Below are 25,675 nucleotides of genomic sequence, written 5' to 3' on the forward strand. Positions count from 1 at the left end.
CGACCGTCCGTACCCGTAGCCGCAGCACCCATGCCGGTCGTCGCGCCGGCGGCGAGTGCCTCGCTTCCCGCTCCAGCACCGCTCGCCGCCGCTGTCGCAGCCCCTGTGGAAGCGCCAAGCGGCTCCCTGAGCCAGCGCCTCCAGGCCCTCGCCCGCGAACGCCGCGCCCAGGCCGAAGCGCACAATCGCCGTGCCCTTGACCGCGCCTTGCGCGCGCAGTCGGCACAGCGTCCACAAGCCCGGGTGATCGCCGTGCTCTCGGCCAAGGGCGGCGTCGGCAAGACCACCCTGGTCGCTGCCCTCGGCAAACTGCTGCAACGGCCCGGCGGACGCACCCTGGTCCTTGATCTGGATGCCCAGAACGCCCTGGTCAGCCACCTGCAACTGCCCCGCGCCAGCGCCGGCATCAACCAGGCCCGCCTGCACGACCTCGGCTGGAGCGAGGTGCTCTGCCACAGTGCCACCGGCGTCGACTGCCTGCCCTTCGGCCCGAGCAACGCCGCCGACCAGCGCGATTTCGAAGCGCAGTTGGCGAGCAACCCGGCTTTCCTGATGGAACAACTGGCCGACCTCGACCTGGGCAAGGACGACCTGCTGCTGATCGACACCCCCAGCGGCGCCTCGCCCTGGCTGCACCCGGTGCTGGCGATCGCCGACCAGGTGCTCGCCGTGACCCTGGCCGATGCGGCCTCGTACCTGGTGCTCGACAAGCTCCAGGCCTGGCTCGCGCCGCTGCCCGCCGGGCGCTGCCACTTCCTGGTCAACCAGGTGGACGAGCGCAGCCCGCTGAGCCTGGACATGAGTGCCGTGCTGCAGCAGCAACTGGCCAGCCAATGGCTGGCTGCCGTTCCGCTCGACCCGCAGGTCGGCGAGGCCCTTGCCTTCGAGTACGACCTGTTCCAGCAACCGGCCGAAAGCCCGGCCGGCCTGGCATTGCGCGGCGTCGCCGATCAACTCGCTCAGCATCTCGAGCAGCTTCGCCAAGAAACCAGCGCCTCATGACCGCCCGACTCACACCGACGCCGGAGCTGCCGACGTCCAGGAGAGCGCGGGCGCATGCCTGGGTTTCCCGGATGGAGCAACTGCCCCGTGCCCTCAAACTCAGCCTGAAGATCGCCGCCGCAGTGGTCGGCCTGCTGTTGCTGGCGGCGGTGGTCAGCGCCCCGCTGGATCTCGAAAGCCAGCTCGCCTTCGCCGGCCTGTGCCTGGTTTGCCTGCTGGTTCTGCGCAAGGTGCCCGGGCGCTTGCCGGTGATGGCGATGATCGCCCTGTCGCTGCTGGCGACCCTGCGCTACGTGTATTGGCGCCTCACCGACACCCTCGGCTTCGACAACTGGCTGGACATGTTCTTCGGCTATGGCCTGGTGGCCGCCGAGACCTACGCCCTGATCATCCTCACCTTCGGCTACATGCAGACCGCCTGGCCGCTCCAGCGCAAGCCGAAGATCCTCGCCACGCCACCTGAAGAATGGCCGGTGGTGGACGTATTCGTGCCGACCTACAACGAAGAACTGAGCATCGTCAAACTCACCGTCCTGGCCGCCCAGGCCATCGACTGGCCGCGCGACAAACTGCGCGTCCATGTGCTAGACGACGGTCGTCGCGACGAATTCCGCGAGTTCGCCCGGCAGATCGGGGTCAACTACATCGTTCGCGACAACAACCACCACGCCAAGGCCGGCAACCTCAACGAAGCGCTGAAGGTCACCGATGGCGAGTTCGTGGCGATCTTCGACGCCGACCACGTGCCGACCCGCTCCTTCCTGCAAGTGACCATGGGCTGGTTCCTCAAGGATCCGAAGCTGGCGCTGTTGCAAACCCCGCACTTCTTCTTTTCCGCCGACCCGTTCGAGAAGAACCTCGATACCTTCCGCTCGGTGCCCAACGAGGGCGAGCTGTTCTACGGCCTGATCCAGGACGGCAACGACCTGTGGAACGCCACCTTCTTCTGCGGCTCCTGTGCAGTGATCCGTCGCACGCATCTGCTGGAAGTCGGCGGCGTGGCGGTCGAGACCGTGACCGAAGACGCCCACACCGCCCTCAAGCTCAACCGCAAGGGCTACAACACCGCCTACCTGGCGATTCCCCAGGCCGCCGGCCTTGCCACCGAGAGCCTGTCGCGACACATCAACCAGAGGATCCGCTGGGCCCGCGGCATGGCGCAGATCTTCCGCACCGACAACCCCTTCATGGGCAAGGGCCTGAACTTCGGCCAGCGGGTCTGCTACGCCAACGCCATGGCGCACTTCTTCTACGGCCTGCCGCGCCTGGTGTTCCTGACCGCTCCGCTGGCCTACCTGATCTTCGGTGCAAAGGTCTTCCAGGCCTCGGCGATGATGATCACCGCCTACGTGCTGCCACATATCATCCACGCCAGCCTGACCAACTCGCGAATCCAGGGGCGCTTCCGCCACTCGTTCTGGAACGAGGTCTACGAGTCGGTACTGGCCTGGTACATCATGCGTCCGGTGCTGGTGGCACTGATCAACCCCAAGGTCGGTGGCTTCAACGTCACCGACAAGGGCGGGATCATCGAAAAGGACTACTTCGACTGGAAGCTGGCCCGGCCCTATATCGTCCTGCTGGCGCTCAACCTGGTCGGCCTGGGCTGCGGCATCGTGCAACTGATCGTCGGCGACCCGGACGCGGCGGTGACCATCCTCATCAACCTCGGCTGGACCCTCTACAACGTCATCATGACCAGCGCCGCGGTAGCAGTGGCCAGTGAAAGCCGCCAGGTGCGCACCGAGCCCCGGGTACACGCCGAGTTGCCGGTGCGCCTGGGCCTGCCGGACGGCCGCGTGATCGACACCACCACCCTCGACTTCTCGCAGAGCGGCGTCGGCGTCAGGCTGCCGGCCGACCTGGCCCTGGACAAGGACATGGAGGTACGCGTCACCCTGCACCGTGGCGGCCAGGCCTGCGAGCTGCCGGCACGGGTAATGTTCTCGCGCAACGGCATGGCCGGCATGCGTTTCAAGGACCTGACCCTGCGCCAGCAGAGCGATATGGTCCGCCTGACCTTCTCCCGCGCCGATACCTGGGCCTCGACCTGGGGCAGCGCCAAGTCCGACACCCCGCTGCATGCCCTGCGCGATGTCGGCAAGGTCGGCCTGCGCGGTATCTACGACCTGGCCCAGGCGACCCTGGCGGCGCTGCGCCACCGCCGCTACTTCCGCAAGAACCCGAACTCTCCTTCCGACTCCATAGTGGAAACCCAATGACCTTCCAGGCTGCCACCACCCGCCCCGCCCACCTGCCGCGCCATCGCCGTGCCCTGCTCGCCTGCGCCCTGCTGCTGGCCGGCGCAGCCCAGGCCGAGGAGCCCGTGGCCGCAGCAGCGGCGCCGGAAGCAGCGGTCAGCTCGGCAGGCACGTCGCCCGGCTACCGCATGACCTTCAAGCAACTGGGCAAGGACTACACCATGAGCCTGAAGGGCATCGAGTCGGCCGACACGGTGAACTTCGACATGCGCGCCGACGAAGTGGTCACCGGGGCCCAACTCACCCTGCAATACAGCTATTCACCGGCGCTGCTCAGCGAGCTTTCACAGATCAACATCCTGGTCAACGACGAAGTCGCCGCCAGCCTGCCATTGCCCAAGGAAAGCGCCGGCACCCTGCAAAAGCAGACGGTGGAGATCCCGCCCTACCTGATCACCGAGTTCAACCGCCTTAGCGTGCAGTTGATTGGCCACTACACCATGCAGTGCGAAGACCCGCTGCATTCCAGCCTGTGGGCAAAGATCGGCAGCGACAGTCAGTTGAACATCCAGGTGTCCCAGGTGGAGCTGCCTAACGACCTGGCCAACCTGCCTCTGCCGTTGTTCGACCGCCGCGACCGGCGTGCCCTGGCGATGCCCCTGGTGTTCGCCGCCGCACCGGACAACACCACCCTGGAAGCTGCCGGCGCGGTGTCGTCGTGGCTGGGCGCACTGGCCAGCTACCGCGGCGCGCGCTTCTCCACCCTGGTCCAGGGCCTGCCGGCCAGCGGCAACGGCATCGTCCTGGTCGACAGCCGCGAGGCCTCGCACCTGGCCGGACTCGACCTGCCGGCGGTGGAAGGTCCGACCTTGTCGTTGGTCAGCAACCCCAACGACCGTTTCGGCAAGCTGCTGGTCATCGCCGGGCGCGACAGCGAAGAGATCAAGCAGGCCGCCACTGCCCTGGTGCTGGGCAGCCGCAGCCTGTCCGGGCAGAGCGTGAAGATCGACGCCGTCGACATCCTGCCGCGCCAGCCCTACGACGCCCCCAACTGGCTGCCAAGCGATCGCCCGGTGCGCCTCGGCGAACTGGCGGAGCCACGCCAGATGAACGTTTCCGGCTACGCCCCGGCAATGATCACCGTGCCGCTGCGCCTGCCGCCCGACCTGTTCAACTGGCGCGAGGACGGCGCCCGCCTCAACCTCAAGTACCGCTACACGCCGCAGCAGACTTCGAGCAACTCGTCGCTGATGGTCAGCTTCAACGACCGTTTCATCCGCTCGATGAACCTGCCGTCGATCGAGAAAATGGGCGCCGGCGCCAGCTTGCTGGCGATGCTGAAGCAGGACGACAGCCTGGTGCGCGAAACCAGCATGCTGCTGCCGCTGGATTCGGTAGCACTGCAATCACGCCTGCAGTTCCGCTTCATGTACGACTACACCAAGCAGGGCGAATGCGGCGACATCATCATCGACAACATGCGCGGCGCCATCGACCCGGACTCGACCCTCGACCTGAGCGGCTACGAGCACTTCATGGCGATGCCCAACCTCGGCGTGTTCAAGGACAGCGGCTTCCCCTTCACCCGCCTCGCCGACCTGTCGCAGACCGCAGTGATCCTGCCGGACAACGCCGGCCCGGCCGACTGGAACGCCTACCTCACGGTGCTCGGGCGCTTCGGCGACTCTACCGGCTATCCGGCGACGGCAGTGCGGGTCGCCCAGGCCGACGAGGTCGGCCAGTTCGCCGACAAGGACCTGCTGGTCCTGGCCTCGGGGCAGAACCAGCCGCTGCTCAAGCAATGGGCCGAGTTCCTGCCCAGCCGCAGCGAAGATTCGAAACGCTACGTGGAGTTCTCCGACCTGCCGCTGCGCCTGCGTGAGTGGATCAGCCCGGACCCGGCGGCCAACCTGCGCAAGGCCCGTGGCGCCCTGACCTTCAGCAGCGACAACGGCAGCTCCTATGTCAGCGGCTTCGAGTCGCCGCTGCAGAAGAGTCGTAGCGTGGTCCTGCTCTCCAGTCCGCAGGCCGACAAGCTTGGCGAAGTCACCGACGCGCTGATCGGCGGCGAACACTACACCCAGGCCCTGCAAGGCAGCCTGGCGGTGATCAAGGGGCGGCACATCCAGTCGCTGGTAGCCGATGAAGACTATTACGTCGGCCAGCTGAGCCCGTTCAAATACCTGCAATGGGTGCTGTCGCGCCATGTATTGCTGCTGCTGGCACTGACCGTGGCCGGTGTTGCCCTGGTCAGTTGCGCGGCCTATTTCTCGCTGCGGGCCATTGCCCGACGCCGGCTGAAGGATCAGTAAGTGATGAAGACCGCGTTGAAAACCCTGCTGGCAGTCGCTCTGGGCGCCGCCCTGCTGCCCGCGACCAGCCAGGCCGCCGAACAGTGCGGCGTGGCCGACTGGCCGCTATGGCAAAGCTTCACCGAACACTTCATCCAGGCCGACGGCCGGGTGCTGGATGCCAGCACCCCGCAATTGCACAGCTCCTCCGAGGGGCAATCCTACGGCATGTTCTTCGCCCTGGTGGCCAATGACCGCGCCGCCTTCGACAAGCTCTGGGCCTGGGCCAAGAGCAATCTGGCCGGCAGCGACATCGGCAACAACCTGCCCGGCTGGTGGTGGGGCAAGGACGACAAGGGCCAGTGGCGCCTGCTCGACAGCAACTCCGCTTCCGATGCCGACCTATGGTTCGCCTACGCCCTGAGCGAGGCCGCACGGCTGTGGAACGACGACAGCTACGCCAAGGAAGCCAGCCTGCTGCTGGCCAATATCAAGGCCAGGGAAGTCGCGGACCTGCCCGGCCTGGGCAAGATGCTGCTGCCGGGCGCGTTCGGTTTCGCCCAGCCCGATCACCTCTGGCATCTCAACCCTAGCTACCTGCCGGTGCCGGTGCTGCGCCGCCTGGCCGGCGTCGACCCGCAGGGCCCGTGGAACGAGATTGCCCGCAGCACCGGCAGCCTGATGCAGCGCGCCGCGCACCACGGTTTCGTCGCCGACTGGGTCGGTTATCGCGGGACCGGGCCGGACGCCGGGATGTTCATCGTCGACCCGCTGAAGGGCGAACTGGGCAGCTACGACGCCATCCGCGTGTACCTCTGGGCCGGCCTGACACCCAACAGCGACCCGCTGGCCAAGCCGATACTCGACAGCCTCGACGGCATGTCACGGGTGGTGGCTACCCAGGGCACTCCGCCGGAAAAGGTCATGGTGCACAGCGGCAGCACCAGCAACGCCGCCAACTTCGGCTTCTCCGCCGCCCTGCTGCCCTACTTCAAGGCCCGCCAGCAGCCGTGGCTGGAGCAATGGCAACGCGCCCGGGTCGACGCCGAACTGGCGCAGAGCCTGACCCGCGAAGCCGTGCAAAACCGCCAACCCCCTTATTACAGCGTGGTGCTCAGCCTGTTCGCCCTTGGCTACATGGATGAGCACTACCGCTTCCTCGCCGACGGGAAGCTGCAACCTCTCTGGGAGACTTCATGCGCGCGCGCCGCCAAACCCTAGCCGTCGGCCTGCTGGCCGCGCTGATCCACAACGGCGCCCACGCCGAACTGAGCGAGAACGGCAAGGCCCTGCTCGAACAAGGCCAGTACTGGCAGGCGCGCAAGGACAATGCGCGCGCCAGCGAGGCCTGGCGCAAGCTGCTGCTGATCGAGCCGCAGCAGGCCGATGCCATCTACAACCTCGGCCTGATCGAGCTGGACGGCAAGCGTCCCGACGTTGCCAAGCGCTACCTGCAGCAGTTGCAGAGCGCCCATCCGGATTCCCGCCAGGCCTTGCTGCTGGAGCAGGAAATCCGCCTGCACGGCGAAGCCAGTGGCGAACGTCTCAACCAGGCGCGGGTCGAGGTGGAGTCCGGCGAGGGCGAGAAAGCCGTGGACACCTACCGCCAGCTGTTCGACGGCAAGGCCCCGCAAGGCGACCTGGCCCTGGAGTTCTACAGCACCCTCGGCTACACCGAAGGCGGCTGGCAGGAAGCGCGCCAGGGCCTGGAGCGCCTGCTGCGCCAGGAAGGCGACAACCGCCGGGCCAAGCTGGCCCTGGCCAAGCTGCTGCTGAGCAACGAAAGCACGCGCGCCGACGGTCTGCGCCGCCTGGCCTCGTACCGCGACGACCCGGCGATCGGCAGCCAGGCCGTGGAAGCCTGGCGCCAGGGTCTGTCCTGGCTCGGTGGCAACAAGGCCGACATGGCCCTGTTCGAGGACTACCTCAAGGTCTACCCGGACGACGAGGAAGTCCGCGAACAGATGCGCACCGGCCAGCGCCAGGCGCAATCCACCTACCAGCAGAACCCCCATCTGCAACGCGGCTTCAAGGCCCTCGAAGGCGAAGACCTGGTCGCCGCCGAGCAGTCGTTCCAGGCCCGCCTGCGCGAGGCCGCGCAGGATGCCGACGCCCTCGGCGGCCTCGGCCTGGTGCGCCAGCGCCAGAAGCGCCTGGCCGACGCCGACGCGCTGTTCCGCCAGGCCCTCAAGCAAGGTGGCGGCAGCCGCTGGCAGGCCGCCTTGCAGGCCAACCGCTACTGGAGCCTGCTCGACGAAGCCGCCGCCGCCCGTGAAAACGGCGATGCGGACAAGGCCCGCGAACTGCTGCAACGGGCCATCGCGAGCAATCCCCGGGAAGTCCAGGGCGTGCTCAACCTGGCCGACCTGCAGGCCGCCGAAGGCCAGTTCGAACGCGCCGAAAGCACCTACCGCCAGGCCCTGGCCCTGGACGCCGGGCAGCCCGACGGCCTGCGTGGTCTGGTCAGCGTACTGGCGCAGAACGGCAAGCTCGGCGAAGCCCAGCGCCTGATGAACAACCTCAGCGACGCCCAGCGCGAGCGCCTTGGCGACCTGGGCAAGCTGCGCGCGGCGATCGCCGTCGGCCAGGCCAAGGACGCCGAGCGCCGCGGCGATCTGCCCGGCGCGCTCAAGGCCCTGGAAGATGCAGTGCGCAACGATCCGCAGAACCCCTGGACGCGCTCCGACCTCGCCGAGCTCTACCTGAAGAGCGACGTGCCGAACAAGGCCCGGCAAACCATGGACGAACTGGTCCAGGCCAACCCGAACAAGCCCGATGCCCTGTATGCCGGCGCGTTGTTCGCCAGCCGCCAGCAGCAATGGCAGAAAGCCGGGCAACTGCTCGGACGCATCCCCGCCAGCCAGCGCAGCGCCGCAATGCGCAGCCTGGCCGACGAGATCGAACTGCGTCAGTTGGCCAGCCAGGCCTCGGCCCTCGCCAAGCAGGGCAAGCGCAGCCAGGCCCTGAACCTGCTGCAACGCGCAGAAGGTGGCGTGAGCGGCAGCCCCGACCTGTACGCCGCGCTGGCCGGCGCCTATATCGATATCGGCTACACCGACCGTGCGGTGGCCCTCTTGCGCAACGCCATTGCCCAGAGCAGCAAGCCGAGCCCGGCGTTGCGCATCGCCTATGGCGGTGCCCTGCTCAAGGCCGGGGACGATGTCCAGGTCAGCCAGATCCTGCGCGACACCCGCAGCCTGCCGCTGAGTGCCGCCGAGCAGCGCAGCTACGACGACCTGCTGTTCCAGTACACCGTGCGCCAGGCCGACCTGCTGCGCGAGAAAGGCGACCTGGTGGCCGCCTACGACACCCTCGCCCCGGCCCTGGCGCAGCGCCCGGACGATGCCCAGGCGGTGTCGTCGCTGGCACGGATGTACCTGGACAACCGCAAGCCGCAGAAGGCCGTCGACCTGTTCCAGCCGCTGCTCGCCAGCCAACCGGACAACGCCGATGTGCAGATGGGCGCGGCCATCGCCTACCAGCAGAACGGCCAACCGCAGTTGGCAGAAAAGTCCATTGAGCGTGGCCTTGAACTGGCGCCGGAAAACCCGCAGGTGCTGACCACCGCGGCGGCCTGGTACAAGAGCCGCGGCCAGCTCGGCCGGGCCCAGGAGCTGTATGCCCAGGCCCTGGCCCTGCAGGCGCCGAAGGAAGAGTTCGTCGACAATCCGTTCGGCCAGGCCATTGCCGCCAACCCCTTCGTTGGCGAGCCCGGCCAGCGCAAGGCCTCGCGCCTGGGCGACATGGCCCTGAACGAGATTCCCGAACCCGCGCGGGTACAGAGCAAGACCCGCGCCGCCGCAAGCAAGGTGCGTGAAGAGGAACGCTTCGACGAACCGGTGCTGCTTGCCAGCCGTGATGACGAGCCGGGGCAACGTCGCCGCGCGGTGCCGGTGGACGAGCCGGAACGCGCGGTGGTCAACCCGGACCCGCGGGCGGCCATCGAGACCGAACTGGCCAGCCTGCGTGAAACCCGTAGCCCGCAGATAAAGCAGGGCCTGACCATTCGCGGGAACAACGGAGAAGAGGGGCTGAGCAAGATCACCGACGTGGAAACGCCATTCGAGATCAGCTTCCCGCTGGGAGACGACCGCCTGGCACTCAGGGTGACGCCGGTCTCATTGAATGCTGGCAGCTTCCACTCCAGCAGCAATAGCAACCTGCGCTTCGGCGGTTTCACCAGCGACCGGGCCCAGACGGTGCTGGCCCAGGACGATGCCGTACGGCTTGCAGAGATCTACAGCTTGACGCATGACAGCGCCGGCACCCAGAAGGACGACGGCGTTGGCCTTGCGGTGGCCTACGAGAAAACATCCCTGGGCCTGAAGGCCGATCTGGGCACCACACCGCTGGGTTTCCGCGAAACCAGCATGGTGGGCGGCATCAGCCTTGACCGGCCGTTCGCCGAGAACAGCAACTTCCGCTACAACCTCAATGTGTCGCGGCGGGCTATGACCGACAGCCTGCTTTCCTTCGCTGGCGCCCGCGATGCCCGCACCGACGTGCAATGGGGAGGCGTTACCGCCAACGGCCTGCGCGGCCAGGTCAGCTACGACAACCAGCGTTTTGGTGCCTACGCCTACGCAGGCTGGGCCAAGCTGCTGGGGACCAAGGTTGACGACAATGAGCGCACAGAACTGGGCAGTGGCATCTACTGGTATCTGTTCAACAACGAAGATGCGCGCCTCACCGGCGGCCTTAGCCTGTCGGCATCGAGCTATGCCGACAACCAGAGCGCCTTCACTTATGGCAGCGGCGGCTATTTCAGTCCTCACACCTTCTTCGCCATCGGCTTGCCTTTCGCCTGGGCGCAGCGCGGTGCGAACTGGAGCTACCAGATCCAGAGCTCGGTCGGCATGCAACATATCGAGCAGGAAGAGGCTCCTTACTACCGTGACAAGGATGCCCAGGCCGCTCTGGAAACCCTCGCCACGCTGTACAACAGGGTATTCCCCGGCAGTAACGTTCGCACCCGCTACGAATCGCAGAACAAGACCGGCATAGGCTACTCGCTCGGCGCCAACGGCGAATACCGCCTAGGCGACGGTTTTTTCTTCGGCGGCAGCCTGGGCCTCGACAACGCCCGCGACTATCGCCAGTTCACCGGTGGCCTGTACCTGCGCTACCTGTTCGACGATGCCGGCGGGGCCATGCCCCTGCCCGTCAGTCCTTATCGTTCCCCCTATTCGAATTAAGCCAAACAAGGAGAATTCACCATGGCTGCTTCCCTTCTCGCTGGCCTGACGATCCTGATGATCGGCGACAGCCACCTGGCTACCCCGGACTACCTGATCAAGAGCCTGCACGACAACATGGTGCAACAGGGCGCGCAGGTCCACACCCTGGGCGTCTGCGGCTCCAAGGCCGGCGACTGGACCAAGGTGGTGCCCGGCGAATGCGGCGGTGCCGAACGCCGCAACAAGGACAAGGCCGTAGTGCTCGGCAACAAGGCCACCACCCAGCCGGTGGGCCAGCTGGTGGCCGCCGACAAGGCCGACCTGATCGTGGTGGTGATGGGCGATACCATGGCCGACTACACCAAGCCGGCCTTCCCCAAGACCTGGATCTGGCAGCAGACCACCCAGTTGACCAAGGCGATCAAGGAAACCGGCGCCAAGTGCGTGTGGGTCGGCCCGGGCTGGGGCACCGAAGGCGGCAAGTACGGCAAGACCTACGCCCGCGTCGAGATGACCTCGAAGTTCCTCGCCGCCAACGTCGCGCCGTGCGACTACATCGACTCGCTGAGCTTCGCCAGGCAGGGCCAATGGGCAACCATCGACGGCCAGCACTTCACCGCCATGGGCTACACCAGCTGGAGCAAGGCCATCACCGACGCCCTGGTGAAAACCCCGGCGGTGCAAGGGGCGAAGAAATGAGCCTGCGCACCCTCCTCGCCCTGCCCCTGGTGCTCGCTGCGGCCAGCGCCAGCGCCGAAGTCGCCCTTTATCCCACCGGTCCCAGCGAGGACTCGGCGTTCCTGCGCTTCGTCAATGTCGCTCCCGGCGTACTGAAGATGGAAGCCAGCGGCTCCAAGGCCAGCCTCGACCTGAACGACACGCGCAAGGTCTCCGACTATCTCCAGGTGCCGGCCAACAAGGCGATCAAGGGCACCCTCAGCCGCGCCGGGCAAAGCTCGGCGCTGGACCTGCAGGTAGCGCCGGGCGAATTCGCCACGGTGTTCGCCTTCGACGACGGCGGCAAGATCAGCCAGCGCGTGGTCCGCGAACAGCCCGACGACTTCAACGCCCTGAAGGCCTCGCTGGCCTTCGTCAGCCTCGACCCGGCCTGCCAGGGCGCCGCCCTGCGTCCGGCCGGACGCACGGCCGACCTGTTCAAGGACGCCGCCGACGGCAGCGTGCAGCGCCGCTCGATCAACCCGGTGAAGCTCTCGGTGCAACTGGTCTGCGCCAACGCCAACGTCGGCAATCCACTGGACCTGGGCGAGCTGAAGGCCGGCGAGCGCTACAGCGTGATGCTGGTGCCGGGGGCCGAAGGTCCGCGCCTGCTGGGTACCACCGACACCTTGGCCAACTGACAGGACGTCCGCCGCACCATGGTTTTCGCCTCGCTTGAGTTCCTCACGCTGTTCCTGCCGCTGTTCATGCTGGTCTATGCACTCAGCCCGGCGCGCGGACGCAACGTCGTGCTGCTGCTGGGCAGCTGGCTGTTCTATGGCTGGCTGAGCCCGCTGTTCCTGCTGCTGCACGTGGTGCTGACGGTGATCGCCTGGGCCGGCGGCCTGCTGGTGGACCGCAGCCGCGAGGACGGCCGCGGGCGGGTACGCCTGCTGGCGGCGCTGATCGTGCTCAATACCCTGGTGCTGTGCTGGTACAAGTACGCCAATATCCTCGCCGCCACCTACAGCGAGCTGATCAGCCACTACGGCTACCTGCCGCTGGAGTGGCAGCGGGTGGCGTTGCCGGCGGGGCTGTCGTTCATCGTGCTGCAGGCGATCTCCTACCTGGTCGACGTGCACCGGCATACCGTGCCGGTGGAACGCAGCCTGGTGAACTTCGCCACCTACATCTCGATGTTCGGCCACTCCATCGCCGGGCCGATCATTCGCTACGACTGGGTTCGCAGCGAGCTGAACCAGCGCTACTTCGACTGGCAGAACTTCTCCCTCGGTGCGCGGCGCTTCATGATCGGGATGTGCATGAAGGTGCTGGTGGCCGACACCCTGTCGCCGCTGGTGGACATCGCCTTCCACCTGGAAAACCCGTCGTTCCTCGACGCCTGGCTGGGTTGCCTGGCCTATTCGCTGCAACTGTTCTTCGACTTCGCCGGCTACAGCGCCATGGCCATCGGCCTGGGCCTGATGCTCGGTTTCCATTTCCCGGAGAACTTCAACCGGCCTTATCTTGCCAGCAGCATCCAGGACTTCTGGCGGCGCTGGCACCTGTCGCTGTCCAGCTGGCTGCGCGACTACCTGTACATCGCCCTGGGCGGCAACCGCTTCGGCACCTGGAACACCTACCGCAACCTGTTCCTGACCATGGCCATCGCCGGCCTCTGGCATGGCGGCGACAGCTGGAACTACCTGCTCTGGGGCGCCGCCCATGGCGTGGCGCTGTGCATCGACCGGGCCTGGAGCCGTTCCAGCCTGCCGGCGATCCCCAAGGCGCTATCGCACAGCCTGACCCTGCTGTTCGTGTGCCTGGCCTGGACCCTGTTCCGCGCCCCGGACTTCGCCACCGCGCTGGCCATGTACGGCGGCCAGTTCGGCCTGCACGGCTTCGCCCTCGGCGAGGCCCTGTCCGCCAGCGTGCGCCCGGTGCATGCCCTGGCGGCAGCGCTGGGGGTGTTCTGCGTGATTGCGCCGCTGTACCAGGCGCGTGTCGAACAACGTTACGGTCACAGCGCGCTGTACGCGGTGCTGGCTGCCCTCTGGCCCGTGGCCGGCTTCCTCCTGGCGTTCTCCCTGATCGCCAGCCGTGATGCCGTGCCCTTCCTGTACTTCCAGTTTTGATGACGACCAAGACCCCACCGCCGTCCACGGCGCCGACGCCGCCGAGCGACATCGCCTTGCGTACCAGCCCGCTGGCCGGTGCCGTCCTTGCCGCCTTCCTTGCCGCCGGGCTGCTGTCCTGTGGCTGGCTGTTGTTCAGCGGCAAGCTGGAACTGCTGCCGGGCAAGGCCTTGTCCAACGACCAGGTGCTCGAAGGCGAGATCACCCACCGCATTGCCAAGGAGCTGGCCAAGGCGCCGCTGCCGGAGCATGCCGCGCAGCTGGAGCGCGGCGGCAGTTGGTTGTTGCTTGGCGACAGCGGGCCACGGGTGCGCCAGGGTTGCCCGGGCTGGCTGTTCATCAGCGATGAGCTGAAGCTCAACCGGCATGCCGCGGACAACGCCCGGGCCAAGGCCGAGGCGGTGGGTGCCCTGCGTGATCGGTTGAAGCAGCGTGGAATCGATCTGCTGGTCAGCGTGGTACCGGACAAGAGCCGCATCGCTGCGACCCAGTTGTGCGAGTTACCGCGCCCGGCCAGCCTGGAGCCGCGTATCCGCGCCTGGACGGCCACGTTGCAGGCGGCCGGCGTCTCAGTGCTGGACCTGACCCCTGCCCTGCAACCGCTCGGTGCCGAGGCCTTCCTGCGCCTCGACACCCACTGGAGCGAGGCCGGCGCCCGGGCGGCGGCGCTGGCGATCGGCGAGAAGATCCATGGGCTCGGCTTCGAAGCCACGCCCAAGCGCGAGTTCAGTGTCAGCCAGCAAGCCCCGGCGGTGCGTCCCGGTGACCTGGTGCGCCTGGCCGGGCTCGACTGGCTGCCGGCGCAGTACCAGCCGCCCCAGGAGCAGGTGGCGGCTTCGGTCATTGCCGAGCAGACTCCGGAAGCCGACAGCGACGGCGACAACCTCGACGACCTGTTCGGCGACGACAACCTGCCGAACGTAGCCTTGATCGGCACCTCGTTCTCGCGCAATTCCAACTTCGCCGGCTTCCTGCAGCAGGCGCTGGCGGCACCGGTGGGTAACTTCGCCAAGGATGGCGGCGAGTTCTCCGGCGCGGCCAGGGCCTACTTCGACAGCCCGGCCTTCACCCAGACCCCGCCGAAGCTGGTGATCTGGGAGATTCCGGAGCGGGACCTGCAGACCCCGGGCGGCAGCGACATCGGCCTGCACTGAGCCTCACGGCAGGAATACCGGTGGTCGCCCGGTGGTTGCCGCCATCGAGTTGATTCCCTTTCTGATCGCCATGCGAGCGATGTTGTGCCAGCGCGAGTGATGACGCGAACCCCGGCAGTGCAGGCCGAGGACGGTCTGGTAGGTGAATCCCTCGCGTTTCAGTACATCGAACACGTGGTCCAGCGCAATCGGCCTGAGCGGTGTCAGATAGTCCATCTGACCCTTCCCCTCCATGATGTATTTCCCGATGTCTTCGCGCAGGAGCGTCGCATCGCTCAACGACATGTTGAACTCCCGGGCCACGAATTCGGGTTCCAGCTCATGGAGAAGGTAGTTGGGATAGTCCTTGCGGTAGAAGTTGGCCGCAGGAGCCCCGCCACCGAGCACCTGCGGATAACCTTTGCCTTGGGGGAAGGGAGTCGTGAAGCCATGGTCGGCGTAGAAACCTATCTCGGACGTGACACTGGTGTTGAAGCGCTTCGGCGGCATCGTGCCGTCTTCGTAGGTAATGCCTTTCAACGAGCTACCGTGGGCGTCGATCAGCAGCGTCTTGTTTTTCGGGTGCGAATGCAGCAGGAACAGGTCTGCCCCCGACGGCGTCTTGAGTATGTGTGTCTGCGGGGCTGCCGCTGGCTGTGGTGCGCGCCCCAGGTTGCCGTAGGCCGGCATGTCCATGCCCCCGCCGGCGCGCGGATAGATCCCGGCGCCGCGGGCCGGTCGGGACGCGACGCTACCGAAGGTGCCGTCGAAGTCGAGGGCGAAGGACAGCATCTGCATCACCCCCGCCAGGTCGGGGTTACTCTTGCCGACATAGATCGCGCCGATGCCCAGGCCGGTCGCCGCCGCGCTCAGGCCACCCGAGACCACCGCGCCCATGACCCCGAACGAGGCGAGCCCGCCGGCACCGCCCAGGGCAAGGCCGATCACCCCCGTGACGATCGCCTCGACCAGCGGATCACTGAAATAGGCCCTCTCCGAATGGGTGTAGCGACCAATGGCCTGGTGGCCGCTGGGGTCGCAGTAGTTCACCGGGTCGCCGCCACAGTAGGCATACGCATTCGCCCCACCCGCGCCGAACGGACTTTCGCTGTCGGCGCTGGTGAAGCGCATCATCCACGGGCTGTAGACCCGGTAGCCGTGCCCCAGGTGATAGATACCGAGCATTTCCGGGTCGAGCACCTCGCCATTGAAGCCGCGCCATGACAGGTCATCGTGGGAGGTCGACCGTTCGCCGTAGGGGGTGTAGCTGAAGAAGCGCGCATTGTTCCCGGCCAGGTCGTAGCTGGCGATGATGCTGCCATGGGCATCCTTGATCTCCAGGGTGTGGGCGCTGCCGCTGGCAGTACCGGCCTTGCTGGTATCGATGCGCTGCAACTCGCAGGCGTCGCTCTGGTTCAGCAGGACCATGCGCTGCACCGTTTTGCTGGCGTGGCTCTGGCGGATCTGCGCATAGGGCCGGTCGTGGCGATACAGCAGGTCGACCGTGTGCCTGCTGTCCTTGCGCCCCACCAGTTTGCCGGCCATGTCATAGGTGTAGGCCGTGGTGTACTGGTTCTTCACGTCCTCGATCTGGTGCAGGCGGCCCTGGGCGTTGTAGACCAGCTTGTAGTCCGCGCTGGTGGTGTCGCCGTACACCCATTTCAGCGTCTCCAGCCGGCCGCGCTTGTCGTTGCCGAAGCTGATGATCCGCCCCGAATCCTGGCCCTGGCGCTTGAGGCTGATTTCGCTCAGTTCCTCGGCGCTGATGCCCTTGCCGGCGTACGTGCAGGTGTTGATCACGTTATGGGTGCCATAGGCTTCCTTGGTCACCTTCAGGGTGGCCTTGCTCACGCCGCCGGCAACATCGTGCTCGAAATCGATCTGCTCCTGTTCGAAGCCACAGGTCACCGGCTTGTGCGAGCCGCTGCAGGTGTAGCCGAGCAGGCTGCCGCTGGTGGCGTAGGTGTAGTGTTCGTCACGGATCACCGTGTTCTTGCTGCCCGTGCGGGTCAGCGATCGCTTCAGCCGGCCGTTGTCGTCATAGGTGCGCTGGATGCTCAGGTCGTCGAAACCGTTGACCGCGATGCGCCGTTCCGTCTCGCGGCCAAGGGCATCGTGGCTGTAGGTCGTGGTCACCAGATGCCCGGAGGCCGCACACTGCGTGCGTTCTTCACGGATCCGGCCCCGTACGTCACGCAGCACCAGGCTGCTCATCTGGCTGCTGGCCTGGGCCCGATGATGGCCCTCGGCGCTGTAGTGGTAATGGGTCTGTTGACCGAATGCATCGATGCTGCGCAGCACACGTCCCTGCAGCGAATAGCAGGTGCGCGTGCCCAGCGTGTCACCGGAGACCTGGCCTGTGTGGCTTTCCCGCACCCACAGGCCGACTTCCTGCAGCTCCAGCCACTGCTGCGCAGGCTGGTTCATCGCCGCCGCCGTGCTGTCGGCTGTCGGCGTGCCGAAGTGCCCGCCATCCTTGTAGCTGTAGGCCTGCTTGAAGGTGCCACGCTCGAACTGGGTGACGCGGCCGTAGAGGTCCACGGTCTGCTTGCCCAGGTCCAGGTTCACCGCTTGCTTGTCCTTGCTCCATTGCATCGAGGCGCCGGTGGCTATGGGCGCCAGGGTGTGGGCGGGATAGCTGTTCTTGAAGGTCGCCCCTGGCTGGGTCACCACGGTGGTGCGGCCAAAGGCGTCGTATTCGTACGCGGTATCGCCCTGGCTGCTGCTGATCTTGCTGAGTTCGGTCTTGCTGTTGTAGGCGAAACCCTGCTTGCCGAGCTCCTTGCCGGCGGCGTCCTGGATCTGCATCGATGCAGGGGTTTCATTGGCATTGAAGTGGGTGACCGTCTTGCCTCCATCGACCTTGCCGTCTGCATCCTCGCTCCACTCGGTGAGGCTCAGCGCGATGGGGTCGTAGTCGCTGTAGCGGCGCAGTCCGTCGGTTTTCACCTTGTTGGCCCGGCCCCAGTCGTCGTAACTGATGGTGGTGACGGAACGGCTGAGGAAACGCCCGTCGGCGCCATGGTCGTATTCGATGCACTGCGATTCGCGCCCCAGGCTGTCGTAGCCATAAGCCTGCAGGGTACGCCAGCCGGTGGCGGCGCTGATCAAGCGCTGGTGCTGCACCAGCCGGCCGGCCTGGTCGAAGATGTTGCGCACGCTGTTGGCATCGGAGCTCACCACCGCCTGGCTCAGCTCGCCGTGGCGGTAGTAGCCATGGGTATAGGTCCGGAGGACGTCGCTGTGGCTCTGCTTGAGGAACTTCACGGTCTTGAGGCGGCCGTGGGCGTCATAGTCCAGGTACTTGTCCTGGCCTTCTCCAAAGTACATCTCGCGCCGTACCTGGCCGGTCAGCACGTCCTTGAACAATGTGGTCGTCAGACCGGAACTGGTCACGCTCTCCTCGATGATATGTTCGTAGCTGATATGCGTGGAGCTGTCGTTGCGCTGGGTCGAGGTGGCGTAGCTCTCCTCGCGCTTTGAATTGGCGATGTCCTTGCCACTCTTGTCGAAGAGGACAACTTCGGTGGACCTGGGATCGCCATAGCAACCCGACTTTTTCATGTCGGTGTGATAGCTGTAGGTATACCGTTCGCCACCGGCATGGCTGTCCATTTTCTTGTGGTCGGCGGAAACGGGGTCGTGAAAGACAATCTTCTTGTCGATGACCATCGACACGGGCTTCTTGTCACCCTCGTAGTGCTTGAGGGTCGCGTAGTTGTAGAACGTCCACTTCAGATCCACCCGCTGATCGCCATTCATGGTGTACACCCGTTCGGACTCGACATGACGGGTGAAGAACTGCAGATCGCCGGGATAGTTCAGCTCAAGGGGCAAGCCGAATGTCTTCTTGTCGTGTTTCGTCGCCCGCGGAGCGAAATAGAGTTCCCGCTCATAGTCCGTTCCCCAGGTCAGTCCCTTGTCGTTGAAGATGTTGTTGCACCAGCCTATCGGGTTGAAATAGTCAATGGCCCAGCCGAATATGAGGCCCGTCCCGGACGTCTGCGCCTCCACCCGCGTCGACTTTATCTTTTTCTCCTTGACTTCCGGATCACCCCGATAATAAGTCCACTCCGTAACAAGACCATCTTCCTCACGCTTGATGACGTTCCCATGTTCGTCCAGCGTTACCTTCACAACTTCCGAGCGTGACGCCGTGCCTTTGGAATAGGTGGTCTTCGCTGTCATGACCAGCGTCTTGCTCTTGGCGTCCTGCACCTGGGAATAGTCCCTGGCCACTTCATGACCCGCGTTTTTCATGACATGCCGGCACAACCGGTTGGTCTTGGCTTCATAGTGATATTCCTCGCTCCCCTTGAAACTTCCACATTCCTTGCTGACCGTAGTTTTCCTGGCTTTATCGTCGTAGGCATAAGTACAGACCCTGTCCTCGGTGCCGGGTACCGAACGAACATGGCGGGTTACCCTGTTGTTGGCATCACAGGTCAGCTTGTCGCAACCACCACTTTCCACGGCATGTACTTCTGCCAGTTGCTTGTTCTTGTAGTGAAAACTCAGCGTTGAAACATCTCCGTTCGCGTAGCTGAACTTCACCTTTTTCAGCACTGCACTATCGAACGCTATCGGGTTTGCCCCGAACTTCTCGAGCGCGTATTTCTTTTCGAAATCAAAGTCTTCAAACAACATATCACACACGACTTTTCGGTCATTTCGATCGGGAAACACTGTCACTTTCGTCGAAGTCTTCGTATATGACCCCTTTGCCAATAAAACGCCATAGTCATCCTTGATATTTTTGAGTACTGCCATCACGGGTGAAACCACTCTGGAATCGACAAGACTGTTAACCAGACTTGTCAGCTCAGAGGTCAGGCTGGAGTTTTCCCATTCCAGCTTCAGACCAAGACCCGTAGGCGTTTCTATCCGGTCAGGAAGAAAATAGATCTCTTGTTTGTGGTAGTTATCGAGTGCTTCCCTGAAACACCTCACCTCGCGCATATACTCCCGACGCCCGTCCTTGTATTCGACGACCCACCCGCTGGCGCTGGCTATAAGATTGACATCACCCAAGACGAAGGTTTTATCATCGGCATTACTTCGCGAGATCGAATGATAAATCCCATTTGACGTCTTCAGGCTTATAGTCTGCTTCAGTTTTACATCTGCGGGGTTAGAGGTGTCCATTTCAGCAGCGATGAACAATGAACTCACGACCAGCTCCGTTCGACTCCTGGAAACATCCAGCTCTAGTTCCAGCTCCGGCCCTGCTCCATTGTTTCCCACCAACCTCGCCAACGGCACCTTGCACGAATACACGCCGCTGAAGTTGTCCACTTCCACCCGATAGGGGATCGCCGGCGCAGGCGCCGCCACCTGGAAGCGATCGCCGGCGATCTCGACGCTCAACAACGAGCCCTTCGGTACCCACAGCAGGTTGGCGCCGCTGCCATTGCCGCTCGGGTAGAACAGCTCCTGTCCCTCGCTCTTGATCTTTTGCGCATCCAGCTCCTTGGCAGTCCACTCCCGACCGGCGCGGAGGAACTGGCTGTGCTGGTTGATATGCTTGGCCAGGTCCTGGGTCCACTGGTCCACGGCCAGGCGCTCCTTGCCCGGGACGAAGTTCAGCGTTTCGTAGACTTTGCCCGTAACCCGGCTGCACACCCGCACGCTGACCACCGACTTCACGTCCAGGTCGCCGCCGCCGAGGCTGCCGATGTTTTCCCAATACCCGGCATGCCAGCAGCCGACGATGAAGCCGCGGGTGCCGGACAGGGTCCACAGGTAGTTGTCCCAGGTGCTTTCCTTGGTGCTGAAGCCGGTCGCCGCGTCATAGTCGCCAACGCGCATCCAGCGCGCGTGCTGGTTGATTGCCTCGGCGCAGTCTTTCGGCCATTGCTGGTAGCCTCGGCGCGCCTTGTCCGGGACGAACCGGGTGGTCTCGATGATTTCTTCCGAGACGCTGTCGATCACCACCGCCGTGATCGGCCGCCCTTCCAGCGCCGCCCTGTCCGAATCGATGCCGAGGGCGGACTTCTGCCAGGAGCGGGTGACCAGCCTGACCGCCAGGCCCGAGCCTTTCGGTACCCAGATAGAGTTCTTGTCCAGCATCGAGGACGGATAACAGATATCGGTGTCATTGTCGGCCGCCTGGATGGTCGCCGCCGGGTGTTCATCGCTTCGCCATGGTCGGCCAGCACGCAACAGCTGGCTGTTGGCATTGATGTACCTGGCCAGGTCCTGCGCCCACTGCGCAGCTTCCAGCCGGTCCTTGGCCGGCGTGAAGTTGACGGTCTCGTAGACCTTGCCGGTCAAGGCACTGCAGGCCTGCACGGTGACCACCGACTTCAGGGTCAGGTCGGCGCCGCTGATGGTCTCGACGGCCTCCCATGCATCGGCGTGCAGCGCCGTGGTGAAGACCCGGGTTCCCGGGAGCGCGGCCCACAGCCTGTTCTTGTAGGTGCTCCAGGTCGTGCCGGGATCATCAGCATCGAACTTGCCGGCCCGCGCCAGCTTCAGGTGCGTGTTGATGTGGTCGGCGAACAGCTTGGGCCAGCTGGAGTAACCCCGTTTGGCCGCCGGCGGGGTGAAGCTGGTACGTTCGAGGATCTCTTCGCTGCCGTTGTCGATCACCACTGCGGTCAGTTGCCGGCCCGCCAGGCAGCCGCGGTCGGAACGGATCTGCCCGACGTCCGTCCAGCGCTCGATCAATAGCCTGAAAGACAGATCGGAGCCGACCGGCGCATGCACCTCGTTCAAGCTGCGGTCGCGTATCGGCGAATACAGCACGCTGCCGGTGGTAAGGGCGACGGCATGCTCGCCGGAGATTTCCTTGCCGGCAGCGACGAACAGGCTGTGTTCGTTGATGAAGGTCGCCAGTTCCCTGGGCCAGAAGTCTCTGGTCATCGCACCCGGCTTGTAGGCGAGGGTTTCGTAGAGCGTGTCGGTGTGCTTGTTGCGGACCTCGGTGACGAGGACATGATCGTCGTCCAGGTCGACATTGCCGCTCAAGCGACCGATGGACTCCCAGAACTTGGTGCGCAGGTGGGTGGCGAACACCTTTACCCCCGGTGCCGCCCACAACTCGTTCTTGTAGCTGCTTTCCAGGGTGACCAGGCCCTCGGCGCTGAATTCACCGGCGCGGGCCAGTTGCAGGTGTCGGTTGATATGGTCGGCGAAATCCTTGGGCCACTGATACTGGCCCAGACGCGGCTTGCTCGGAGTAAAGACCGTGCTTTCCAGCAACTCACCGGTCATCTTGTCGATCACCACCGCCTGCAGGCGGGTGCTGGTCAGTGCACTGCGATCCGAATCGATGCTGCCGTTGCTTTTCCAGGTGGCTGGGTCCATGGCCTGCTGCTCCGCGCGGTGGGTCTTGATGACCCATTACGCGACGCCAGGCCACTCGCCACAACTGACAGAAATATCAGTTCCGCTAGGCGGCACTCCAGCCTCAGTTCGCGCACACACCTTCTGGCACGGCAGCGTCGAACCCGCGCGCGCTCCACTGCGCCAGCGGCAGCGCGGGCTGTTGCTGGAAGATCCGCCGCAGGATCAGCCCCAGGGCCTCGCCGTCACGGATCGAATCGACGCCGGCCCCGGGCCAGGAGCTGGGCGTCTGCGCCTGCCAGCGGCCCTGCGGGTCGCAGCCGGCCATGCGGAAGCGGAAGGTGTAGTTGCCGGGGACGCCCATGCGCAGGTCGCTGACCACCAGGGCATCGCCCACCACGTCGTAGCGCAACCAGTCACCGGTGAACCAGCGCAGCCGTTCATGCAACGGCATGCCTTCCAGCACCTGCGCCAGTTCGGGGTTCAGCGGCAGGCGCTGCCACTCTGGCGGGTCATCGTCGAACAGGCCACTGACCCCTTCGATGTAGTCGCCCTCCGGGGTTTTCGCCAGCACTCGCCAGAGCAAGGTATTGAACGGCATGGGCACGGCACGCAACTGGCTGGCCTGGATCCCCTGGGCACTCAGCGCGGCATGGAAGCGTTGTTCGGCGATGCTCTTGGACAGCAGGCCGAACCCCAGGTAGGCGCAACTCGCCAGCAACAGGCCGCCGAGCAGTACCCTGGCCCGGTCGGTCATGCCGCGCACCGCAGCGTAGATCACCCCGAGCAGCAAGGGCACGGTGTACAGCGGGTCGATGATGAACACCGCCGCCCAGCTTTGCGGCGTGGGCTGCCAGGGCCAGAGCAGTTGCGTGCCATAGACGGTGAAGGCGTCCAGCAAGGGGTGGGTGATCAGCACCAGCCACAGCCCGAGGAACAGGCGTGGGCCGCTGTAGCCTGCATCGGGACGGCGGCGCCGGACCAGCAGCAGGGTCAGCCAGGTCAGCAGCAAGGCCAGGCCGGTGAGGACGAACAGCGAGTGGGAGAAGCCGCGATGGTAGGTCATGCTCGACACCGGGTCGGCGTAGCGGATCGCCACGTCGAGGTCCGGCAGGGTCGCCAGCACGGCCCCATAGAGCAACGCCCGCCGCCCTTGCACCTTGCCAAGCACTGCGCCCTGGATGGCGCCGCCCAATACGGCCTGGGTCAATGAATCCAATGGCTTCCCCTTGAGGATGGCAAAGAGCTAGATGCTAGCGCAGCGGCTGGCTGGAAGACACCGCCGGGAACAGCACGTTCCGCGCTTCCGGCGACGTCAGTACGCAGCTCACGTCGTGCCCGCAGCCCGGTACCACGACCATCCGCCGTGGCTGCACCGGCTTCAGCAGCGCTTTCTCGTAGGCCACGTAGGCCTGTGCCCGCTGCAAGCGGAAAGGCCCTTGCAGCTGCGCGGCGCAGGATTTGTCGAGCACGCGGTAGTAGGCGCCCTTCGCCGCACTGTCGTCGCGCTCGCCGACCAGGTAATCGATCCGTGCCGTCCCATAGCGAGCCCTGGCCTCGGCGGCGCTTCGCGGCAACCAGGCAGGCAGCGCGTGGGTGCCGTACTTCCAGTCGTCGTATCCCGGGCAGCCTGGCGCGGGCTGGCGAAAGGCATAGCCTGCCCCGCCGGCCACCGGCCGGAGCGGGTCGAAATACAACCAGCTGCCCGGATCGGCGATCACGTAGCGCACCTCGACACCCGCCGGTGGCGGCGCGGCAAAGCCGATGCTGTGCTGCAGCATCTGCGCCCCGGCGGAGAAGCCGGCCAGGGTGATCTGCCGCAGTCCGGGCCACTGCCGCACCAGCTCGACCACCAAGGCATCCAGCGCAGCGAACGCCGAAACGGGATGCGCCCCCAGGGAAGGCTCGCCCGCCAGCCAACTGGCGCAGGTCCACAAGGCGTCCCCGGCGCGGGCCGCCGGCACGCCAGGGGAATGGCAGCGCGCCGCGTCGCCGACCTGGTACAGCGGCGCGATCACCAGGGTATCGGGCAACTGACCCGCCGCCTGGGTCGCTTCCAGACCGGCCGCAAAACTGCGACCGGCATCCCGCGGATGACCGTGCAGCACCACCAGCGCCGCCTGCGGCATGCCCTCGCCCGGACCGCGCGAACTGTAGTAATGCAGGCGACCGGCCGCGCCAGGCAGATCGAACGCACGCAGGCAATCGCTGCCGACGGCACGCTCGCAATCCTGCGCAAGCGCAGCGCGGACGATGAACAACAGAACAAACAACAGCCAACTGACTGGTTTCATTTGCGCTTCCCGTTGACAGGCATTGAAAGCAACTTTCGAAATTTTCACATGACACCAATTTAATCAATGATCTGCGGGTGACTTCATAAAGATTGTTTCACCCGAATGACCATTCTGTTTAATTGAAAAGTCCCCTCTCCACAGTGATCATGGCCGCGCCAGCCATCCACTGACAGGCAGGTAATTCAAGGCTTACAGCCAACTTCGACGTTCCGCGAGCAATATCGGGCGAACAATCCCACGCGCCCGGAAGTTGAACTTCAACAACCCCCGTGGTTAATCCAGACGTTCCGGCATGAGGCCTTGAAACATGGGTAACCGACACTTCCCAGGACACCTATGAACATGCAAGCCGCCCCTATCGTTTTCCACGAACGCATCCTCCTGACCGGCGCCACCGGTTTTCTCGGCGGTGCCGTCACCGCCCGACTGCTCGCCGAGGGCCATGGCGCCAACCTGTCCTTCCTGGTACGCGCCGACAGCCCCGAACAGGGCCTGCAACGCCTGCGCGACAACCTGCTCCAGCACGGTGTCGACGACAGCGCGTGCCAGCGCCTGGGCAGCGAGCAGATCATCCTCGGCGACTTCCTCGACACCACCTGGCTGCCCCGGGAAACCCCGCGCCTGATGCTGGTCGAGCGGGTGATCAACTGCGCCGCCGTGGCCTCGTTCTCGAAGAACCCGACCATCTGGCCGGTCAACGTCGAGGGCACCTTCGCCTTCGCCGAGGTCATGAGCCGGAGCAAGCGGCTCAAGCGCTTCCTGCATGTCGGCACGGCCATGTGCTGCGGCCCGCAGCAGGCATCGCCGATCAGCGAGTCCTGGGCCTTCCCGCGGGGCGAGGAGCAACTGGTGGACTACACCGCATCCAAGGCGGAGATCGAGCGGCGTATGAGCGAGGAACTGCCGTCGCTGCCGCTGGTGGTGGCGCGGCCTTCCATCGTGGTGGGTCATCGCACCCTGGGTTGCCAGGCCTCGGGCAGCATCTTCTGGGTGTTCCGCATGGGCTTCGCCCTGGAGAGCTTCACCTGCGGCCTCGACGAACAGATCGACGTGATCCCGGTGGACTACTGCGCCGAAGCGCTGATCGGCCTGACGCTGAAACCACGCCTGGAACACAACCTCTACCACATCTCGGCCGGCCACCAGGCAGCCTGCACCTTCGGCGAGATCGACCAGGCCTTTGCCCTTGCCAATGGCGCCATGCCGGTCGGCGAACGCTATCGCAAGATCGGCGTGGACGACCTCAAGCAGTTGGCCGGCGACTTCGAATCGCGCATCGGCCCGGCCAACCCGCGCCTGGTCCTGCGTGCCCTGCGCCTGTACAGCGGCTTCGCCGACCTCAACTACCTGTTCGACAACAGCCGGCTGCTGGAGGAAGGCATCGCCGTGCCGCCACGTTTCACCGACTACCTAGACGTGTGCGTGCGTTCGTCCCGCGACATCAGCATCGCCACGCAAATGCAATGGGATTTCAAATAGACAGAAACCTGGCAGT

Annotated in this window: 13 protein-coding genes; 10 read left to right on the forward strand and 3 right to left on the reverse strand. The window is 65.1% G+C overall.

Annotated features, from left to right (window positions below; translation table 11 throughout):
* Nucleotides 1-30: 30 nt before the first annotated feature.
* The 9 genes from bcsQ to V0R59_RS13600 are packed head-to-tail and all read left to right on the forward strand — an operon-like array spanning nucleotide 31 to nucleotide 14,617.
* On the forward strand, nucleotides 31-1,002 hold the full coding sequence (bcsQ, locus tag V0R59_RS13560) for a cellulose biosynthesis protein BcsQ (protein WP_330074761.1): 972 nt from the start codon (nucleotides 31-33) through the stop codon (nucleotides 1,000-1,002).
* Nucleotides 999-3,224: a UDP-forming cellulose synthase catalytic subunit gene (gene bcsA / locus V0R59_RS13565; RefSeq protein ID WP_330074762.1), complete on the forward strand. Its 2,226-nt coding sequence runs from the start codon at nucleotides 999-1,001 to the stop codon at nucleotides 3,222-3,224. The genes bcsQ and bcsA overlap by 4 nt, the downstream gene beginning before the upstream one ends.
* Nucleotides 3,221-5,515 (forward strand): cellulose biosynthesis cyclic di-GMP-binding regulatory protein BcsB, encoded by a 2,295-nt coding sequence (bcsB, locus tag V0R59_RS13570; RefSeq protein WP_330074763.1) that lies wholly within the window; start codon nucleotides 3,221-3,223, stop codon nucleotides 5,513-5,515. The genes bcsA and bcsB overlap by 4 nt, the downstream gene beginning before the upstream one ends.
* Nucleotides 5,516-5,518: 3 nt before the next feature.
* On the forward strand, nucleotides 5,519-6,715 hold the full coding sequence (gene bcsZ / locus V0R59_RS13575; protein WP_330074764.1) for a cellulose synthase complex periplasmic endoglucanase BcsZ: 1,197 nt from the start codon (nucleotides 5,519-5,521) through the stop codon (nucleotides 6,713-6,715).
* Nucleotides 6,691-10,689: a cellulose biosynthesis protein BcsC gene (locus V0R59_RS13580; protein ID WP_330074765.1), complete on the forward strand. Its 3,999-nt coding sequence runs from the start codon at nucleotides 6,691-6,693 to the stop codon at nucleotides 10,687-10,689. The genes bcsZ and V0R59_RS13580 overlap by 25 nt, the downstream gene beginning before the upstream one ends.
* Nucleotides 10,690-10,710: 21 nt before the next feature.
* Nucleotides 10,711-11,370 (forward strand): SGNH/GDSL hydrolase family protein, encoded by a 660-nt coding sequence (locus V0R59_RS13585; RefSeq protein WP_330074766.1) that lies wholly within the window; start codon nucleotides 10,711-10,713, stop codon nucleotides 11,368-11,370.
* The gene (locus V0R59_RS13590; RefSeq protein ID WP_330074767.1) at nucleotides 11,367-12,029 is read left to right on the forward strand and encodes an alginate O-acetyltransferase AlgF; all 663 of its coding nucleotides are present in this window, start codon (nucleotides 11,367-11,369) and stop codon (nucleotides 12,027-12,029) included. The genes V0R59_RS13585 and V0R59_RS13590 overlap by 4 nt, the downstream gene beginning before the upstream one ends.
* A gap of 18 nt (nucleotides 12,030-12,047) precedes the next feature.
* Nucleotides 12,048-13,463, forward strand: a complete 1,416-nt coding sequence (locus V0R59_RS13595; RefSeq protein ID WP_330074768.1) for an MBOAT family O-acyltransferase — start codon at nucleotides 12,048-12,050, stop codon at nucleotides 13,461-13,463.
* Nucleotides 13,463-14,617 carry an alginate O-acetyltransferase AlgX-related protein gene (locus V0R59_RS13600; protein WP_330074769.1) on the forward strand — a complete coding sequence of 385 codons (1,155 nt, stop codon included), beginning with the start codon at nucleotides 13,463-13,465 and terminating at the stop codon, nucleotides 14,615-14,617. Before V0R59_RS13595 ends, V0R59_RS13600 begins: the two co-directional genes overlap by 1 nt.
* Before the next feature lie 3 nt (nucleotides 14,618-14,620).
* Here V0R59_RS13600 and V0R59_RS13605 read toward each other — a convergent pair whose 3' ends face one another.
* The 3 genes from V0R59_RS13605 to V0R59_RS13615 form a co-directional block, all read right to left on the reverse strand.
* Nucleotides 14,621-21,904, reverse strand: a complete 7,284-nt coding sequence (locus V0R59_RS13605) for an RHS repeat-associated core domain-containing protein (RefSeq protein WP_330074770.1) — start codon at nucleotides 21,902-21,904, stop codon at nucleotides 14,621-14,623.
* A 103-nt stretch (nucleotides 21,905-22,007) separates the two neighbouring features.
* The gene (locus V0R59_RS13610; protein ID WP_330074771.1) at nucleotides 22,008-23,102 is read right to left on the reverse strand and encodes a metal-dependent hydrolase; all 1,095 of its coding nucleotides are present in this window, start codon (nucleotides 23,100-23,102) and stop codon (nucleotides 22,008-22,010) included.
* 34 nt (nucleotides 23,103-23,136) lie between these two features.
* A complete protein-coding gene (locus V0R59_RS13615; protein ID WP_330074772.1) occupies nucleotides 23,137-24,177 on the reverse strand; it encodes a hypothetical protein in 1,041 nt (346 codons plus the stop codon).
* A 345-nt stretch (nucleotides 24,178-24,522) separates the two neighbouring features.
* Here V0R59_RS13615 and cprA point away from each other — a divergent pair, with 345 nt between their 5' ends.
* Nucleotides 24,523-25,659 (forward strand): cationic peptide resistance protein CprA, encoded by a 1,137-nt coding sequence (gene cprA, locus V0R59_RS13620; protein ID WP_330074773.1) that lies wholly within the window; start codon nucleotides 24,523-24,525, stop codon nucleotides 25,657-25,659.
* Nucleotides 25,660-25,675 lie beyond the last annotated feature (16 nt).

This window comes from Pseudomonas ulcerans, from assembly GCF_036324125.1.
Taxonomy (GTDB): Bacteria; Pseudomonadota; Gammaproteobacteria; order Pseudomonadales; family Pseudomonadaceae; genus Aquipseudomonas; species Aquipseudomonas ulcerans.